Source organism: Nocardia sp. NPDC004068, from assembly GCF_042874315.1.
GTDB lineage: Bacteria > Actinomycetota > Actinomycetes > Mycobacteriales > Mycobacteriaceae > Nocardia.
In genome coordinates this window covers 1-16,814 of record NZ_JBIAMW010000022.1, presented here as the reverse complement: position 1 = coordinate 16,814, position 16,814 = coordinate 1, and the positions used below count along the sequence as shown (strand labels likewise).

The window sequence follows — 16,814 nt, the reverse complement described above, 5'->3', positions numbered from 1 at the left end:
GACTTCGTGTTCGTGGTGGCCGGAGACCGTCATCCCCCGGCGTCGTTTGCGACTCTGCGCGGCGGTCATGCACCCCGCCGCGCCGTCGCCGTCAGGTGCTATGCCGATGCCAGCCGTCGAAGTTCGGTGATCGCGGATGTGTAGCGGGCGACCTCTTTGGAGCGTTCGAGGTAGAGGTCGCCGACGTGTTCTTCGATGTGGACGATCGGTGGTTGGGTCATGCGGGATTTGGGCATCATCGGGAATTCTAGGAGCGAGAACGACCCGAGCGATGCTCCGATGTGGTTGCGGGTGGTGAATGGAACGACCCGGATCGAGATGTTGGGGCGCTGCCCGAGTTCGGTGAGGTGTTGGCGTTGTTCGGCCATGACGGCGGGGCCGCCCCATTCCTCACGCAGCGCGGCCTCCGACAGGATGATCTCGGCGGTGAAGTCCGGATCGTCAAGGCGGGCTTGGCGTTTCAGTTCGCGGTGGACGCGTTCCTCGGTGTGGTGGGTGGGGGCGTTGGGGGTGTCGGTCCAGGCGACGGCGCGGCTGTAGTCGGGGGTGCGGACGAGGACGGGCAGGCGGATGACCGCCCACGCGGTGAGGCGGGTGGCTTGGTGTTCCAGTGCGGCGTAGGGGTCGAAGTCGGTGATGTCCCGGTCGAGGTGCGGTCGCCACCAGCCGCCGCCCCATTTGGCGGTGACGCGTGTTTCGTGGGCCAGGGCCAGGATCAGTTGCCGCTCCTTGTCCGAGACGTGGTAGAGGTTGCACAGGGTGTTCATGTAGAGGTCGCTGGCCGAGCGTGCCGACAGGCCTTCTTCGAGTCGGCCCATGGTTTGGGGGGAGATTCCGAGGACGCGGGCGGCCGCTGCCTGGCTTACCTCCGCCCTCTCCCGCAACGTGCGCAGTTGCTGTCCGAGGGCGCGTCGCGCGAATGTCGAACCTTCCGCAGGCATTCATTCTCCTTGTGTCTTCGCATGGTTGTTTTTTCGGTCGGGAAGGCCAGTCGTGGGTCCGCGACTGGCGAGTCGCGGTGGCATCAGGCCCGGGTGTCGGGCTGGTGCGTCGGGGGTGCGCCAGCCCATCCGCTTCCGGTGCGAAATCCGAGCCTCACCGGGGTAGTGCTGTTCGTCGGTGAACCAGCTGGCTGGATGGACCGGGGCACCTGCGTGCCCGCGAGCGCGTTGCTGGTGGGTGAGCGCGGAGCGGAACCGGTCCGTGGTAGGGCTCCGAGCCGTATACCCGTGCTCACGGTGATGGACAGCAGAACGTCGAAGTTCAGCAGTTCGTGGCCGGTCGGTTCGGTCTGCCATATGTGAGCGTCGTCGGCGGGGCCGGGGAGCGCGATGGGTGCTCCTCGTACGGTGCGGATCGCGGAGATCCGGGGGTGCGCGTCGAGGATCGCGATCGGCCGACCATCGCCTGGGCCAGCGGGAGCGGTCAGGAAAGTGACAGCGCCGGTGTGGACGTTGCGAACCGCGGGCGTGTGCAACTGGCGGCGGGTGAGTTCGGCATGGACATGGTCGGCGAGGGTTTCCGACATCTGGATCGCGTCGATGAGGCCCGCTTCGGCGCTGATCAGGTTGTGGGCGTCGACGCGGGCGTGGAGATCGTGGTCGAGCCGGTACCGCACGGCGTGCTCACAGGCGTCGGCGACGACGTCGGACAAGGTCATGACGAAGGTCTCCCCGGTGGTGCGGTGATGCTCGCGCTGAAGCCGTCGCAGCGTTACAGGCCCGCGCGAGCACCACCGATGCCGAATCCCTTGTGCGCCCTTATCCCCTTCGGAAGGGCGCGTTGGGGTTACTGCTCCTCGGTGTCGTCTTCGGGTCCGCGCACGCTGCTCACCTCCTCTCGATGTGGTCCGGGCACGCCGCGCGGGGAACACGAAACGGGTTGGGGCCGACTGGAGTTCAGCGTCCGAATCACGGGCGCGAGCCCAATTGTGTTGAGGCTCCTATGTGTTCGTGGCCCCTCGTTTGTCGGCCCGGTGGCGGAATATGCCCTGGAGGAGGTCACCAGGACAGCACCACCGACTGCATCCATTCCAGGAATGGTTCGTAGGCGACGTCGGTGGACACCTGCATGGGGCGTCCGCACGGATCGCGGTAGAGGCGGGCGTCGTCACCGATGTCAATGAGTTCGTCGGCGAACCGGACGAACGGATAGCCGAGGGCCGCGGAGAGGGTGAGCGGATCATGCATCCAGGAGCCGCCTTTGCGCGTGAACCAGCGGTGGAAGTGGGTGGACAGCCATCGGGCCCAGTCGGGGGCGGAGTCGGCGGCGAGGGTGTGGATGAGTTCCCAGTCCTCGGTGACGCGGATCGCGGGGTGGTTGGTGTGGTCGGACAGCACCAGCCTCGGGCGCGGCAGGACCCGCAAGGCTAGACCGGCAGAGCCGACGTCGGTGGCGAAGTTGTGCGAGGCGCGTGCCGGGTTTCTGTACCCGGTGAGCCAGCCGCCCATCTGGGTGACGATCAGCTGGTCGGCGTATTCCGGTGCCGTGGTGAACAGCACCGCCAGCTCCGACATCGGACCACACCCCACCCACCGCACGGGGCCTCGGGCCGACGCGACGAGGTGGAGGAGGGCGTCGGTCATCCGGTGACGGCGGTCTTCGTTCTCGTCGGGCAGAGGCCGGATGTAGTCGGGGATCCGCTGGCCGGGGTCGGGCAGGTAGCGGCGGGTGCCGCCGAGGTCGATGCCCTCGATGACCGGCACCTCGCCGCGGCCCATCGCGTCGAGCACACGGCGCGCGAAGCGGGCCCGCAGGCCACCGACCTCGTCGGAGGTGACCACGGCCAGCTGCCCCACCGGGACCAGCCGCGCGGCGATCACCATCGCGACGAAATTATCAGGGTCGTAAGCGATGTCGGTGTTGAGTACGACCAAACCATCCTCATCGGGTTCCGGTCGACGGGAACGATGATCGAGCTTGTCGACGGGGGTTGCCATTACCGGTTCTCCTTCGGGTTCAGCGAGCAGATGGAAACGAGATGCGTTGAGTGAGTGCGTCTTTGCGGGCTTGAGGCCGGAGGGTGATGAGTGGCGGTCGCCTGCGGGCAGAGGAGCGGATATCAGCGGCGATGTGCGGTGGTGGGTTCGGTTCCGTGTTCGGTGTTGTTCAGCGGCGGTGTCCTCGTCGGCGGGCTGCCTGGGCGGCCAACTCGACGCTGAGGGCTCGCTGCAGGTCGCGTCCGGCATCGGTGAGCACCCATCGGTGGGGGTCGTTGCCCACGCCGGGGCCGGGCCGCACCCAGCGCGTCGCCAGCCCCCGCTCCACCAATCGGTCGAGCGTGCGCCGCACCGCCGACCGACACCGGTTGCGTGTCGTGTTCACCACCTGGTCGAGCGTCTGCGGTCCGTGCGCGCGGCCCAACGCCACCACCGCCTTCACCTGCGGCGGCGACAAACCGCGCAGACCCCACCCGCGATTCGAAACAGGCATTGCCACAACACCTTTCACTCGATTGTTCGTTCATCGGAGACGCCGCTGGGCCAGGCGGCCACCGAAGCCCGTTGCGGCACAGAGGCCCTCGCTGCGACAGCCGAACTCGCATGACCTGGCATATGCCCGGGGGTGGGCATGTTCTGGCTCGGGGGGCTCGGTTTGCCGCTCAGCCGCCGTCACCGAGCGCGGGGAGGCGTAGTGATCGGCGGGTGAGTTCGGTGGTGAGGTCGGTGTAGCCTTCGACCAGTTCCGCCAGCCGGTACCAGGCCGCGTGCACCTGCGGGTCCTGGGTGAGGTCCGCTGTCATCAACAGGTGGTAGGCGTGGACCTGCAGGCGGGCCAGCCGGTCGATCACCGCGCCGAGGGACTCGGTGTGCATCCGCGCGCCGCCGCACGGCACCGGCAGGTGGTCAGCCGCCCACGTATCCACGGCGAGCACCAATTCCACTCTCGGGCAACAGCACTGGTGCGTGCAGGACGCTTGCATCGTCTGATACAGGGTGCCGAACTCGGCGGCGAGTGCGAGGACTGGGTGCTCACCGATATGGTGCCCGCGGATCGCCGCGCACAGTTCCTCCGCGGAGGGCGGCACGTGCGGCGGTGAATCATGCGAGATGAGGTTCATGGTTCACCTGCTCTCGCATCGAGCGGGGAGCGGACGGAGTTGCTCACAGACGAGCGCGAGCACCGTGCTGCGTAAGGGCAGCGGCATGCCCTTGATGGGCGGTGATACCCAGTGCCAGCCGGTCGCGTGATCGCTCATCGGCAACCAGATCCGTTGCCCGGCATCGAGTATCCGCACTCCGCGTGCCGCGAGGGCATCCCGCGTGCTCCGCGCGAACGGACGCCCCCGGTTCGCGGTGACGATGAACACCCAGTCCGCGTTCGGGCGCGGGTAGGTCACGATCGGCGCCGAGCTGCGCTCGTGATCGGTCATCAACCGTGTCCAAATCCGCGGCCCCAGCGCGCGGGACATCACCACAGCGCCCAGCGCCGGGGTGGCGATCAGGGATACTCGGTCGAAATCGCAGGCGACCGTGGGGAATCCCATCCGCCGATACACGATCGCGACCTCGCTCGCGGTGTGACAGCTCTCGAACATTACGAGACCTTCCGTCGAACGGCGGTCTGTCCCGAATCGGCAGCGGGTACGGTCTTTTCACCGAATGACCACAAACGCGACGGCAAGTTTTCCATGGTGGCCAGCCCGACCAGTTCGAGCACGGTTAGCCCTAATACCGCCGCGTCCTCGCGAAGGGTGTCCAGCGCGCCAGCGACTCGCATCGCGGCCTGGGCTTGTTCCTGCGACAGAGTGCGACCGGGGAGGAATCTCACCACCCATCTGCCCTGGCCGACGCTGCGGGCCAGCTGTCCGGTCCTTCCGCTCTGCCTCAAGGCATCGCCTGGCGGAAGTTCGGATCTACCCGTGTCGGCTCCGGAATGCTCCAGTCTCATCCCATTTCCTCTCTGATCATCAGCGCCTGGGAGCGAACGCCGAATGCGTGAGGTGTATGTCCCTGACCGGCAACACAATTTCGGTGAATGAACAGACTTTGAATGTGACGAGGAAACCGGCGAGAACGGCGCGTGGGCAACCGCGAATGCCTAGTGACATAGTTCGGTCCCGGCCATTGCAGGTGGCCCAGCGGCGTGCGCACGGACATCGGTGTTCCCCTTGATCATCCGATTCGTAAGACGTCGGCCCATGAGGTTCGGTCGGCGATAGCGCTGACAATACCCGGAGTTGGAGTATTCCAGTTGACATGATGCTAAAATAAATTTACTCCAATCGGAGTGGTTTACAATAGCAACGCTAACGAGGGGTAATCGGTGACTGACGAGAACGAGTCGGGTCTGAGCTCGACGTTCGCGGGACGACAGCTTGGCCGAGGGCTACGCGAGATGCGAGAGAAGACCCGGCCCAAGATGAGCCGAGATGCTGCGGCTGCTGCACTTGAAATAGGCGCAAACACCTTGTGGCGCTATGAAAGCGGTCACATCGGACGCTTGAGTCGACGCACGCTGACCGCGCTATGCGAGCTGTACGGCGCGCCGACCGAAGTCACGGATCATATGCTCGCGCTGCTCAAGGATGCGAAGATGCCCAACCTGTGGCAGGGCTACAGGCAGGCAGTCCCGTCGGACTTCGAAGCGTTCGTGGGGTTGGAGCAATCTGCGCGATTCGTTTCGACGTTCCAGTCAGCCCTGCTGCCGGGCTTGCTGCAAACCCCGGCGTATCGGCGGTCGTTGTCCCACACCATCCACCCCGATCTTCCCCAAGACGTCCTGGATCGGCGGATGGCACTCCTCGGCGAACGGCAACGCAGGCTCACCGAGCCGTCGGAGCGGTTCCAGCTGCAGGCTATTTTGGAAGAGTCGGTCATCCGACGCATCGGTATCGGAGGGGCAGAGGTCCAGGTCGAGCAACTGACGCACCTGGCGAGGCTTGCGACGCAGCGGAACGTGAACATTCGGGTGGTGCCTCAGGACGCCGCGCACGTGGGTCTGGAAACTGGCTCGTTCACAATCATGGACTTCCCCTCCGAGAAGGTCGGCGGCATCGTGGAGCCCCCGCTGGTCTTCATCGAAGGCTTCACAGCGGCGCAGTACATTGCCGACGAATCGGACGTGCACCAGTACCGTGTAGCCTATGCCGCCATCGAGAAGGCGGCGCTGAGTCAGGCCAAAAGCCGAGCGCTCATCCTCAAGATCGCGAAGGAGTACGTGTGATGGCCGACCCAGACGGGGTGACCTGGTACAAAAGCAGTTACAGCCGGGATGCGAGCACCTGCGTGGAGATCGCCCACCTCGACGGCGGTCATGTTGGCGTCCGCGACTCAAAGAATCTCACCGGTGAGAGCCTGATCTTCGGGCCCGAGGAGTGGGACGCTTTTACCACTGGCGTGGCCAACGGAAAGTTCAACTGCCCATAGGCCCGTACCAGCCCCCAACATCCTCATCTCGTACCGTCAGCAGCAGCGTGATGGGTTTCGTCAGGCTCAGGTGACGAGCAGGTCATGGCTTGTGGCGAAGGATGGCGGCTATGCCCTCGTCAGTGGCTGTGTAGGCGATGCCGCGCAGGATGGCGATGGGTGCGCCTCGGCCGCGCTGGCCGAGGATGATGCCTGCAGCGGCGGCGATGAGGTCGGTGAAGGTCTCTTCTTGACGTTTGCCGTGGTGTTCGGTGACGCGCAGGGGGGTGATACCGGCGGCGCCGAGGGAGATGACCGTGGCGCCGCGGCGGTCGGCACGGCCGTCGGAGTCGGCGATGATCACGGCGATGGTGGCGCCGGTTGCGGTGGTCAGGGCGTCGCGCAGGGTGCGGGCGGAGGTGTCGGGGTCGGCGGGCAGCAGCCAGGCACCGGTGGTTCCTGCGCGGTCGATTCCGGCGGAGGTGAGTTGGTAGCCGAGGGTGTGGGTGGCGATGATGGGGCCGCGGTCGGTGGCGAGGAAGTAGTCGATGGAGTTGTCGAGGATGAGCTGCACGAGTGGGGCGGGTTTCCCGGTCGCGGCGGCGAGTTCCTCCGCGCGGGGGGTGGGGGTGATGGTGGCCAGCTCGATGTAGCGGTGTTCGGCGATCGAGACTGCTTTGCTCGCGACGACGACGATGTCGCCGTCGATCAGGTCGGTGCCGGTCGCGGCGAGGACGTCGATGATGGAGTCAGCGAGGTTGTCGCCGGGCTGGATTTCGGGGAAGGGTTCCAGCGCGAAGCCGGTGAACCTGGAGGTGGGTGCGGCGGTCAACGATGGGCTCCTGGGGAGGTGCGGAGGAGGGCGTGGAGTCGGGTGTGAGCAGCAGCGAGCGTATCGGCCCGCTCGCGGGGCGTGAGGTACTGGCCGCGGGTGAGCCAGTCGCGGACGCGGCGTAGGTAGTGCGGCCAGAGCTTGCGGGCGGCGTCGGATGCCGATGCGCCGGAGCGCACGGTGCGCCACGCCTGTTCGAGCGATTCCGGCCAAGACTGTTCGCTGTGAGGGTGTGGGGTGAATGTGTCGAGCGTGGTGGTCATGGCGTGCAGTCGGGCGGCGGACAGTTCGCGGTGGGCGGTGCGGTAGCGGGGTCGCGGGGTTTCGGGCGCGGCGGGTGGGTGGGGCCAGTTGGCGCACAGGTGCAGCAGCATGGGGACGGCTTGCTGGTAGATGGCGGGTAGGTGGGGGAAGGATGCGGCGTGTTGTTTCGGTTCTTCGACCCGCACGGTGGCGACGGGACCGGTCGTGGCGGCGATCAGCAGAAGCAGGGAGTCGATGCCGTATCCGGCGGCGCTGATTGTGAGGTCGGTGGGCAAGGTGTCGGCGGCGTGGAGGGCGGCGGTCAGGGCGTGGTGGGAGAGGGCGAGGTCGCCGGCGAGGGGTTGGGGGATGTCGTGTCCGGTGGTGGCGGCGATGAGCGGTCGGGCGAGGTGGTTGGTGAGGTTGGCCTCGTCCCAGTGGCGCGGGTAGTCGGCGATCGCGATGGCCGCACCGTCGCGCACGCGTTCGATGAGCGTGCGGTAGAGCGCGGGTTCGGGGTTGCGGGTATCGGTGTCGGCGATCAACACCGCATCGGCGGCACCTGTTTCTGGTCGGCGAGCCGCGGCGAGGATTTGGGCGCCCTTGCCGCGGAACAGACCGGTCAGCGGCACCGTCGCCGCCCGCGTGACGGTGCCGAGGAACCGGTGGCTGGTGTCGGGGGCGTCGGAGGAGTCGGCCAGCACGATGACGGCCGTGTCGTGGCTGAGGGCGGTGTCGATGGCTTCGGTGACGGTGGTGATGGTGGCGGCTTCGTTGCGGCTGGGCAGGATCGCGGTGAGGGTCATGCGGCGTCGGCTCGCTGGGTGAGGAGGTCGGCGGCGTGGTCGGGGTCGGGGGCGTGGAGGTAGTCGAATCGGCAGGTGAGCAGTCGGGTGAGCAGCCGACTGCGCCAGCGGGCCAGCGCGGGAGTGTCGAGGGGCCACACAGTTCCGTACGGAGTGCCGGTGAGGCCGCTGATCGGGGTGGGTATGCCTGAGATGTAGCGGGCCAGGTTCTCGTGCAGCCGAAGCCGCTCGTTCACAGAGACCGGTGCCGCTCCGGTCAGCGCGGAAGTCGTGAGGGCGGGGTGCACGGCCAGGCGCACGATCCACGTCAGCGGTGCGGGCCTGGTGGCGAACGGGGTGAGAGGGTGCTGAGGTTTGGGGGCGAGGGGCTGGTGCGGGTCGCGCACGGCGGCGGTGGGTTTGCCCGGCCACACCGTCACGTTGCCGTGCCCGTCGCTGCGGTCGTCATCACCCAGGACGACCAGGTCGTCCCCGGCGTGGCACCAGCCGCGCGCGGCCAGAGCCAGGGATGTGGTTGTTTTCCCGGAGCTTTTCGCGCCGAGCAGCAGCACTGCCTGTCCGGCGGGGGTGTGCAGGGCGTTGGCGTGCACGGTGACCCGGTGCTGCTGCTGACGGACGCGTTCGAGCGCGGTGTAGGTGACGTAGGCCAGGGTCTCGGTGCGTGCGGCGGTGGTCGACAATCGGACGTGGACGGTGTCGCGGTCGCTGGTGATCTCGGCGGCGCCGAGGGTGATGGTGACGGCGGCTGGGCTCGGGTGGACGGAGTCGTCGTGGAGTGACCAGCCGCCGGGCAGGTAGCGGTCGGTTCGGCGGGCGGCGGTGGTGTCGGTGTGGGTGGGCAAGGTGATGGGGGCGGACACGTGGCCGGTGGTGAGGTATCGGGTCAGCATTCGATCACCGGGTCGAGTTCGTCGAGGAGCGTGTCGAAGGGTTCGATTCGCGGTAGGTAGCGCCCGGTCAGCAGGTCTTCGAGCCAGTCGGTGCGGGCCAGGGTGGCGCGCACCAGGTCCTCGGCGTCGCCCGGCGGCGCGGTAGGGGCGGTGATCTGCATCGAGGCGGGCTGGTCGTAGGGTGCGCCGTTGCGCCACAGCAGTCCGATCCGGCAGGGTCCGAACCTGCTGGCGACGGTGGTGGCGGCGGTGTCGGCGAGCCAGCCGCCGACCTTGCCGACGTGGTAGACGGGGTTCTTCCCGAACGTCGCCTCGTTACCCGCGCTGTGGCCGCCGCTGATCACTCCGGTGCGGGCGTTGCCGCGTCCGACGAGGCCGTCCTCGCCGTAGTCCACCGCCGAGCCCGACAGTGTGAAGTACTGCCCGGACAGTGGGCCGATCCGGCTGCCGCGCGTGTTGCACACCAGCGTCACCCGGCCTGCCAGCCGCTGCTCCAGCAGCGCGGCCAGCTGTGCGGCGGCGGCGGTGACGGCGTCGTCGAACTCCGTCGCGGTCTGCAGGTGTCCGGCGAGGGCGGGCACGCACACCGTCACCGTCCACTCTCGTCCGCTGCGGACGGTGAGAGCCTTGATATCGCTTCCCGCCCAAGGGAATTGGCGGAAGAACGCCTCGGTGAGCAGGGTGATGGTCTCGGCCGCGGTGCGGGGTGCGGCGCCGACGAGGTAGGCGGTGTCGTTGGAGAACGCGCGGGGCCGCTCGGGCAGGTCGGCCAGTGAGCGCGGCGCGAACCAATGCGAGAATTTGCTGGAATCGGTGGTTTCGTGCCGGAACTCCACACAGACCCTGTCGAACCCGGGCAACGCGGTGCGGAGCTGGTCGACGGCGGTCTGTTCGAGGATCTCCCGCACCGGCAACGGCCGACCGGCGAAGCTGAGGGACATCCGGCCGCCGAAGACGACCCGCAGCGGCCGGTCGTAGGCTCCGTCGCTGTCGGTGAACACCGCCCGGCCACCCAGCACAGCGACCTTGTCCAGGTTGTGGTGCAGCACCGCGCCCGCCACGGACAGACAGTGCTGGCTGTAGCGGATCGAGGCGAGCTCGGCGATCGCGTCGGCAAGGGTGTCGGGGTGCCCGACACCCTTGCGTTCGACGACCTCGACGGGCAGGTCATGCGCCAGCGGTACTCGCGGCGCGGATGACGCAGGCATGGCGGTAGACATGGTCGATCACCTCCAACGGGCGCCGCAGCGCCGACAGCGGGAACAGGCACGGGTGAACCGGGTGGCCCGCGGCAGCAGCGAGGACCTCGGTGTAGAGGCGGCGGCGTAACTGCTGGTGGGTCGGTGCGTCGCTGATCGCGCCGACACCAGCCTCGAGGTTGCGGCCCCGCACCCGCACGCGCCGTCCATCGTCGTATTGCAGGACGACCTCGTGGAACGGCGAACCGGGGTAGTCGACGCACGCGTCCACCGACACGGTCCGTCCTCCGGCGAGGACGATCGAGGCGAGGACATGGTCCTCGGTGTCGGCGAAGCCCCGGTGATGGATGACGCGCGCATCCGCCGACTCGACTCCGCCCGGGATGAGCCGCAGCGCCAGCGTCAAACCGTGGATCGCCTGTTGATGCAGCACCCCGCCCGCGGTGGCGAACCGCCGCCGCCACCCACGGAAATAGGCATGATCGCGGCGCACCGCCAGCGACACCTCCGCACCCACCACCCGCCCCGGCCCGGCGAGCAGCAGATCCAGACCGGGCGCGAAATGCGGCTGAAAGGCCACGAAGACCCGCTCGTCACCCACACGAGGCTCCAGATCGGCCGCGGTGAGGGTGGCTGGTTTCTCGACGATCACCGCGGCGCCGGTCGCCGCCGCGTCCCGCGCTGCCACCAGCGCGATCCCCGGGGGCGTCGCCACCACCACCAGATCCGCCGACACCACTGTGAGCGCCGCCCGCCACGACTCGAACAGCGGCAGCCCGCCCGGAACCCCCTGTCCCGGTGCGGGATCAGCCACACCCACCACTTCGACCCCCGCAGTCGCGGTGAGGACGGACAGATGTTTGAGGCCGACCTCGCCCGCGCCGATCAGCAGAACCCGCTTCACTCCGGCCTCCCCGCCACCGCGGCTCGAAGGAACGTCGCGCCCGCGGCCAGCGCCTCGGCGGCAGACTTACGCACGTGAGTCTCCAACCCATACGGCAGCCGCTCGCCAAGGCCGTCCAGCACCGCCAGCACCTCGCCGTAGGGGACCACACCTGTCCCGGCCGCGCAGAACAGCCTGGTGCCGTCGGCGTCGAACCGGTAATCCTTCACGTGCACATACCGCACGTACGGCGCCAAGGCACGCACGGCCTCGACGGTGGCCTGTCCAACCTCATGCAGATTCGCGATGTCGAGCCACAACCCCAAGCCCTGCTCGTGGTAGCGATCCAGGATCTCCACCAACGATTCCGTGTGCGCGACCGTGCACACGGGTTCGTTCTCGAGCAACAGCGTCACCCCGGCCTCCACCGCCAGGCATAACGCGTCATCGAGCAACGGATCACCGTCGAACCGCTCGGTCATCTGCGGCTCGACCCGCAGATGCGAGAACACCCGCACCACTGGCGCTCCCAGAACCACGGCCGTCTCGATCGCACGCTCGACCCACCCCAACCGGTCCGCGCCAGGGACTCGAGTGGGGAACCCGAAGCTGTCCATCCGCCCCGGCGTCGCTTCCGGGCGGCACCACTTCCACAGCGGCGACGCCAACGCCGCCACCTGCAACCCACGCTCGTCGGCCCAAGCCCGGACACGCCGAATCTGCTCCGGCGCAACCGTAATCGCGTTGGCACCCGCCACGGTGCGGATCTCCAGATGGCCGATTCCCAACCGCACCGCCAAGTCCATACCCACCCTCGGGTCGGTGCCAAGTTCGTCCGGATTCAGCACGAGCATCGGAGCCGAGCGAGCAGTCGCCATCGATCCTCTCCTTCCAAGCCCGCGCTACGCGCCCTGTTCCGAGGACTCGCGCATCCCGATGCGGGAGCCTGATGAATCCGGGCGCGTGTCCGCGGCGCTGTTCGCCGTTCAAATGTCCTGTGGCCCAACCTCGCTGTGTCCGCGTAACACGGGCGGACGTCAGTGCGGGAGCGCCATGTGGTCGTCTCGGACATAGGACGTGGACAGACCTCCTTTCGATAGGGGTTGCGCGGGTGTAACTCTCGTAGGCGTCAGCGCCGACGAGTACCTGTGTGGTCAGGGATGCCCGCTTGATTGGGGGAGGTGAATTCACGCTGTCACGGCTCCCTGGGTGACGAACATGGGGTGATGCCCTAGTTCTGTCCGAGACTTGCGCTGTGTGGACGGGCTGCGGTGTGCGACAGCAACGGTTCCCGGATGGAATGATTCGACGCCATGGGGTCGGTAGTGGCTCGCTGGACGGGCCGAGAGGCACGTGCCCTGCGTGAGGCCAAGCGAATGAGCGTGCGGGAGTTCGCCGCCCACCTCGGAGTAAACGACGCCGCCGTATCGAACTGGGAGCGGCGGGGAACCGCGGCGAGACTGCGATATGACACCCAACAGCTTCTCGATGCCGACCTCGAGCACGCTGGATCAGAGGTGGTGAATCGGTTCCGGCTCCTCCTGCAGACCAACAACCCGGCAGGCCCAGCCCCGACAGAGATGACGCACAACGACCATCCCCTTGGCGCGGAGCCGGAGCCTTTCGCTGAGCGGTCGAGGGAGCGAACCGCGGTGCTCCTGCGGACTGTCAGAACAGATTTCACCGAAACCGGGTATCTTCCGGATGAAGCGGCGTTCGACCGCTTCCGGCAATTCCTGGAGTCCCACGCCAGGGTCTTCGTGCTCGCCGGCCCGGCAGGCACCGGCAAAACTCGGCTTACCCAGTACTTCGCGGAACGCTGGTCAGAACGCGTCGCCTTCCAACTCCACACCTGCGCATCGTGGGGAACCGCCTCGGTGGAACTCGCCGCCGAAGTCCTCCGGTACGCCTCGATGAGCAGCAAAGACGACCCCCTGTTGAATGTGGAGAACGCATCGCGCTCTCTCGATCAACCCTGCGTGATCGTCATCGACGGCATCGACTCCGAGCAGCAGCTCGACGCCATCGGACGCCACGTCGACAGCCTTCTGCGCCAAGTCGAGTCGAGCCACCTCCGGTTCCTCCTGGTGGCGAGAACGCCACTCCAACTCGACCTCTCGCCCTTCCCGGTGCTGGCCGCGGTCACCTTCGATCAGGCGAGCACGACGGCGGCACCTTCCTACACGATGAGGCCGTGGGACCTCGCCGAGGCCCGCCAACTGTGGGATCGCTTGCGCGACAACGAGATACCGTTCACCGCTTTGCCCGAACCGGTCCAGGCATTGGCGCGGACTCCGCTGTACATGCAGATGCTTCTCACCACAGGACAAGGCGACACCGGACTGGATCGAGGCAACGGTGTGTTCCCGCTCGTCGACCACTGCGTCCGGACACTGCTCAACCGCAGCGCGCTGCCCACCGACACCACCATCGAGCACCTCGCCCGGATAGCGTGCGACCTCACTCCCGACGCCGTCCCCGAGCCACTGCTGACCCGCTCCGGTTCCGAAACCGGTTTACTCGCAGATAGTTTCGGTTTCGATCTCGCCTTCGTAGAGCAGGCATCGGATGGAAGCGCACGGTTCACCCACGACATCTTTCGCGAGTACTTCCTCGCGATTCGTATCGTCGATGAGGTGAAGATGCGGGGACGGTCGGCGGCTACAGTCGCCGTCTTCAACGAGCTGGCCTCCCGTGCCACTGAATCCGCCTCAGCGCGAGGACTTTTCGATTTCGTCGTCTACGCGCTCGGTTCCGCTGCGCCGAACCTCCTCGACGCGATCGCCCTGGCCCCGTCGATCGCGCTGGATACGACGCTGCCCATACTGCTGGAGACGTCGGCCGCTCAGGGAGTGCCGGTCTCGGCCGATGTCTATCGGACCAGCGCCCAACGATGCGCCCAAATCGCCACCAAACAGCTGAGCCGAGCATTGCTCGCCAGCCCGAATCTCCCTGCGGCCCTTGATGATCGGTACGCGCCATGGGTTGTCGGACAGCTGCGCACCTACGGTTCGGAACTCTGGGGCGACCTCGCCCACCACGTCGAACAGACTCTCGATGTCAGAATCAGCACCCGCCTCCTCGACGGCATGGACCTCGACCGCGCCGAGGACGCGGTGTTCGTCGCCCGCCACTTCGACCTGTTCTCCAACACTGCCCACGACGAGGAGGATCTCCTCCAGCGGCTGCTCGTCCATCTGGACTGGCGGGTACGCGCCGGTCTGGCCGAATCACTGCTGAGAGGAGGCGAGCTCGGCCGCGCCCGCGCAAACCGAATCGTCGACCATCTCGTCCGCGACGACGACTACAAAGTGCGAGCGGCCGTCGCTCGATCAATCGGAGTCCTCGACGCCCCCTTGGTGCGGAACTACTTGCAGGTACTGCTCACCGACCGCAATTGGCACGTGCGCGAACGAACTCTGCTGGGCGTGCTGACCGGTACGAAGGCGCCGCTGCCGGATCCACCGATGGCCGACACCGTGATCGGCATCGTCTCCAGAGACGCGAGCTGGACGAACCCCCCATCCTCGACCGCGAAGCTGCTGGCGAGGATTCGACTACTCAACATCGGGCGCGGCCCCGACACACCGGCCTCAGCTGATGTCGCCCTGTTCGGAGTGTTGCGAGAAGTCCGATCCGGCTGGCTCGAGCTTCCCGCCGAGACCGAGCGCTTCCTCACTACTCGAGGCGAATCCTCCTCGGACTGGCTCACCGCACGAGAAGCGCGCGCGGTCGCGCAGCGACACGCATCTCCTCCGGCGGGAAGCACTGTGCGCGAACGATTCCGGCGTCGCCGCGGTCGACGCGCCCTTCAGATCGCCCTCGACGTCCACTCGCTCGATCGCGCACTCCACCTCACACGAGCAGCCGTCGACGCCGACGTCGATTTCCTCGAAGTCGGCGACCCGCTCATCAAGAGAACAGGCGTCGAAGCGATCACGGCCATCAGACGGACCGCACCGAATACGACGGTGGTCGCGGAAATGATGTCGGCCGACTGGGGACGCGACCAAGTCGAACTCGCAGCCGAAGCAGGTGCCGATGTCGTGCTGCTCATCGGACCGGCATCCATCGCCAGCGTGTCCGCCGCAGTCGCCGCCGCCCGCCGCCTGGAAGTCGCGCTCGTCCTCGACGTACCACCCCAGCATGTCCACGCCGCGTGGCTGCGCGACATGGAACGCACCGGCGTCGACGGGTTCGTCGTCACCACCAACATCGACCTCGGTGTCGGCAGCAATCACCCGCTCGCCACCGCCAAAACCATTCGCAGTTGCAGCCAGTTACCGGTCGCCGTATCCGGAGGATTCAGCACCGCCGACGACGCCCTCATCGCGAGCACTGATTGGGACATCGCGATCGTCGGCCGAAGCATCGCCGACGCCGTCTCGCCCAGCGACATCGCGCACGAACTATCCAGTCTCATCCGAAAGATCCGCGCCGAGGAGAGCCAGTGATCATCACACCGTTGCAGACCGCGCACATCGACGAAGTCCACCATCTGATGGAACTCGGCGAGCCCTTCATCCGCGCCCGCGGCCTGTCCGACTACTGGCTCTATGCCGCCCTGTTCTCCTCGACCTGCCCGGTCGCCCTCGGTCACGATGGCACGATCACCGGCGCGGTGATCGCCTTCCGCAGCCAGGACGATCCCGCGGATGTGTACGTGCAAGACGTCATGATTCATCCCGCCCACCGGCGACGGGGGATCACCCGAGCACTACTGCGCAGCGTGCAGACGCAGGCGGAGAAGTGGGATTGCGCGCGGCTGTACCTGACCTCGGAGCCGGAAAACGAAGCGGCACATGCCAGTTGGACTGCGCTCGGCTTCACTAACCTTCCCGGAGATCACCAAGTCGACGGGATCTGGGTCACCACCGATTTCAAAGGACCCGGTCGCAGCAGGGCGGTGTACGAACTGCGGTTGGCGTACAGGGACTGAGTCGCCCACGCAGCCGGGAGTGCAGGTTGACGCGGCGGCCGGAGCCCAATCTCGCGCGACCGTCGTGCGTGTACTCGTTTGGAGCCGGAGGCTGTCGGCCCCGCACGCGCGGGAACTGGGCGGCATAGTCATAGGCATGGCCGCCGCCGATGCGGGTGCGGTGGTGATCATCGACACCGCTTCTTGCATGGTGTTTTGCCGGTCTCGATCTTCTTGAGCAGGTCGGTGCCGATGCGGAGGCGGACGGCTCCGTGGGGCGCGCGGGAGCTGGTGGTCCTCTCGGATGCGACGTGCCCAGGCACCTAAGTCGGGTACTTCCGCGGAGGGTGTAGGGGTTCGGCGGTGGCAGCGGTGTCGTCGTGGCTGCTGGGCCGGTTGTGGTGTTCGATTCATGTAAAGCCCCTCCTACTACCGTCTTCCGTACTCCCTTCCCGTGAGGTAAGTCGAAGAGTTAACCCCGAGCTGGCGAGAGATCCTCGACAACGAACGAACGCATCCCAGTCGGCCGGAACCGTCGGAGCATGACGTGTACCTGCGCCACAGCAAGCGGCCGCAGGCGGGTGCGATCGGGTTTTCGTTCCGGTCAAGTCCAAACGGGTGGTGTAACGGGGTGATTGCCGCGTGATCCTGTTCGGTCAGGCGGTCAGTGCTGGGGTGGTTTCCTCCTGGTCGGTG

At 66.9% G+C, this 16,814-nt stretch carries 16 protein-coding genes; 4 read left to right on the top strand and 12 right to left on the bottom strand.

Annotated features, from left to right (window positions below):
- Positions 1 to 98: 98 nt before the first annotated feature.
- The 6 genes from ACFYTQ_RS35235 to ACFYTQ_RS35210 form a co-directional block, all read right to left on the bottom strand.
- Entirely contained in the window at positions 99 to 941 is an 843-nt protein-coding gene (locus ACFYTQ_RS35235; RefSeq protein WP_387370289.1) for a helix-turn-helix domain-containing protein, read from the bottom strand.
- 83 nt (positions 942 to 1,024) lie between these two features.
- Positions 1,025 to 1,660, bottom strand: a complete 636-nt coding sequence (locus ACFYTQ_RS35230) for a hypothetical protein (RefSeq protein ID WP_387370287.1) — start codon at positions 1,658 to 1,660, stop codon at positions 1,025 to 1,027.
- A 340-nt stretch (positions 1,661 to 2,000) separates the two neighbouring features.
- A complete protein-coding gene (locus ACFYTQ_RS35225) occupies positions 2,001 to 2,939 on the bottom strand; it encodes a nucleoside hydrolase (protein WP_387370285.1) in 939 nt (312 codons plus the stop codon).
- A gap of 169 nt (positions 2,940 to 3,108) precedes the next feature.
- The gene (locus ACFYTQ_RS35220) at positions 3,109 to 3,432 is read right to left on the bottom strand and encodes a replication-relaxation family protein (protein ID WP_387370282.1); all 324 of its coding nucleotides are present in this window, start codon (positions 3,430 to 3,432) and stop codon (positions 3,109 to 3,111) included.
- A 169-nt stretch (positions 3,433 to 3,601) separates the two neighbouring features.
- The gene (locus ACFYTQ_RS35215; RefSeq protein ID WP_387370279.1) at positions 3,602 to 4,060 is read right to left on the bottom strand and encodes a DUF4254 domain-containing protein; all 459 of its coding nucleotides are present in this window, start codon (positions 4,058 to 4,060) and stop codon (positions 3,602 to 3,604) included.
- 3 nt (positions 4,061 to 4,063) lie between these two features.
- Complete coding sequence (locus tag ACFYTQ_RS35210; protein ID WP_387370276.1) at positions 4,064 to 4,537, bottom strand: hypothetical protein; 474 nt, start codon at positions 4,535 to 4,537, stop codon at positions 4,064 to 4,066.
- Positions 4,538 to 5,265: 728 nt separating this feature from the next.
- On the opposite strand from ACFYTQ_RS35210, the gene ACFYTQ_RS35205 reads away from it, so the two are divergent.
- Together ACFYTQ_RS35205 and ACFYTQ_RS35200 are read left to right on the top strand one after the other, a co-directional pair.
- Positions 5,266 to 6,165, top strand: a complete 900-nt coding sequence (locus ACFYTQ_RS35205) for a helix-turn-helix domain-containing protein (protein ID WP_387370274.1) — start codon at positions 5,266 to 5,268, stop codon at positions 6,163 to 6,165.
- The gene (locus ACFYTQ_RS35200) at positions 6,165 to 6,368 is read left to right on the top strand and encodes a DUF397 domain-containing protein (protein WP_387370271.1); all 204 of its coding nucleotides are present in this window, start codon (positions 6,165 to 6,167) and stop codon (positions 6,366 to 6,368) included. The genes ACFYTQ_RS35205 and ACFYTQ_RS35200 overlap by 1 nt, the downstream gene beginning before the upstream one ends.
- A gap of 82 nt (positions 6,369 to 6,450) precedes the next feature.
- Here the strand turns inward: ACFYTQ_RS35200 and ACFYTQ_RS35195 are convergent, their stop codons facing one another.
- The 6 genes from ACFYTQ_RS35195 to ACFYTQ_RS35170 are packed head-to-tail and all read right to left on the bottom strand — an operon-like array spanning position 6,451 to position 12,078.
- Positions 6,451 to 7,179 carry a coenzyme F420-0:L-glutamate ligase gene (locus ACFYTQ_RS35195; RefSeq protein ID WP_387370269.1) on the bottom strand — a complete coding sequence of 243 codons (729 nt, stop codon included), beginning with the start codon at positions 7,177 to 7,179 and terminating at the stop codon, positions 6,451 to 6,453.
- Positions 7,176 to 8,228, bottom strand: coding sequence for a hypothetical protein (locus ACFYTQ_RS35190; protein WP_387370267.1), 1,053 nt, complete (start codon positions 8,226 to 8,228; stop codon positions 7,176 to 7,178). Before ACFYTQ_RS35190 ends, ACFYTQ_RS35195 begins: the two co-directional genes overlap by 4 nt.
- Positions 8,225 to 9,118: a hypothetical protein gene (locus ACFYTQ_RS35185; RefSeq protein ID WP_387370265.1), complete on the bottom strand. Its 894-nt coding sequence runs from the start codon at positions 9,116 to 9,118 to the stop codon at positions 8,225 to 8,227. Before ACFYTQ_RS35185 ends, ACFYTQ_RS35190 begins: the two co-directional genes overlap by 4 nt.
- Positions 9,112 to 10,338 (bottom strand): methionine adenosyltransferase, encoded by a 1,227-nt coding sequence (locus ACFYTQ_RS35180; RefSeq protein ID WP_387370262.1) that lies wholly within the window; start codon positions 10,336 to 10,338, stop codon positions 9,112 to 9,114. Before ACFYTQ_RS35180 ends, ACFYTQ_RS35185 begins: the two co-directional genes overlap by 7 nt.
- Positions 10,286 to 11,221 carry a Gfo/Idh/MocA family protein gene (locus ACFYTQ_RS35175; protein WP_387370259.1) on the bottom strand — a complete coding sequence of 312 codons (936 nt, stop codon included), beginning with the start codon at positions 11,219 to 11,221 and terminating at the stop codon, positions 10,286 to 10,288. The genes ACFYTQ_RS35180 and ACFYTQ_RS35175 overlap by 53 nt, the downstream gene beginning before the upstream one ends.
- Positions 11,218 to 12,078, bottom strand: a complete 861-nt coding sequence (locus ACFYTQ_RS35170) for a sugar phosphate isomerase/epimerase family protein (protein WP_387370256.1) — start codon at positions 12,076 to 12,078, stop codon at positions 11,218 to 11,220. The genes ACFYTQ_RS35175 and ACFYTQ_RS35170 overlap by 4 nt, the downstream gene beginning before the upstream one ends.
- Positions 12,079 to 12,576: 498 nt before the next feature.
- Between ACFYTQ_RS35170 and ACFYTQ_RS35165 the strand changes: the two genes are divergently transcribed.
- A complete protein-coding gene (locus tag ACFYTQ_RS35165) occupies positions 12,577 to 15,654 on the top strand; it encodes an orotidine 5'-phosphate decarboxylase / HUMPS family protein (protein WP_387370254.1) in 3,078 nt (1,025 codons plus the stop codon).
- On the top strand, positions 15,651 to 16,139 hold the full coding sequence (locus ACFYTQ_RS35160) for a GNAT family N-acetyltransferase (protein ID WP_387370251.1): 489 nt from the start codon (positions 15,651 to 15,653) through the stop codon (positions 16,137 to 16,139). Before ACFYTQ_RS35165 ends, ACFYTQ_RS35160 begins: the two co-directional genes overlap by 4 nt.
- Positions 16,140 to 16,814 lie beyond the last annotated feature (675 nt).

Excerpts from the sequence above, each read along its gene's own strand:
- ACFYTQ_RS35235 (WP_387370289.1), bottom strand. The coding sequence starts at position 941 with ATGCCTGCGGAAGGTTCGACATTCGCGCGACGCGCCCTCGGACAGCAA.
- ACFYTQ_RS35230 (WP_387370287.1), bottom strand. The coding sequence starts at position 1,660 with ATGACCTTGTCCGACGTCGTCGCCGACGCCTGTGAGCACGCCGTGCGG.
- ACFYTQ_RS35225 (WP_387370285.1), bottom strand. The coding sequence starts at position 2,939 with ATGGCAACCCCCGTCGACAAGCTCGATCATCGTTCCCGTCGACCGGAA.
- ACFYTQ_RS35220 (WP_387370282.1), bottom strand. The coding sequence starts at position 3,432 with ATGCCTGTTTCGAATCGCGGGTGGGGTCTGCGCGGTTTGTCGCCGCCG.
- ACFYTQ_RS35215 (WP_387370279.1), bottom strand. The coding sequence starts at position 4,060 with ATGAACCTCATCTCGCATGATTCACCGCCGCACGTGCCGCCCTCCGCG.
- ACFYTQ_RS35210 (WP_387370276.1), bottom strand. The coding sequence starts at position 4,537 with ATGTTCGAGAGCTGTCACACCGCGAGCGAGGTCGCGATCGTGTATCGG.
- ACFYTQ_RS35200 (WP_387370271.1), top strand. The coding sequence starts at position 6,165 with ATGGCCGACCCAGACGGGGTGACCTGGTACAAAAGCAGTTACAGCCGG.
- ACFYTQ_RS35190 (WP_387370267.1), bottom strand. The coding sequence starts at position 8,228 with ATGACCCTCACCGCGATCCTGCCCAGCCGCAACGAAGCCGCCACCATC.
- ACFYTQ_RS35185 (WP_387370265.1), bottom strand. The coding sequence starts at position 9,118 with ATGCTGACCCGATACCTCACCACCGGCCACGTGTCCGCCCCCATCACC.
- ACFYTQ_RS35180 (WP_387370262.1), bottom strand. The coding sequence starts at position 10,338 with ATGTCTACCGCCATGCCTGCGTCATCCGCGCCGCGAGTACCGCTGGCG.
- ACFYTQ_RS35170 (WP_387370256.1), bottom strand. The coding sequence starts at position 12,078 with ATGGCGACTGCTCGCTCGGCTCCGATGCTCGTGCTGAATCCGGACGAA.
- ACFYTQ_RS35165 (WP_387370254.1), top strand. The coding sequence starts at position 12,577 with ATGAGCGTGCGGGAGTTCGCCGCCCACCTCGGAGTAAACGACGCCGCC.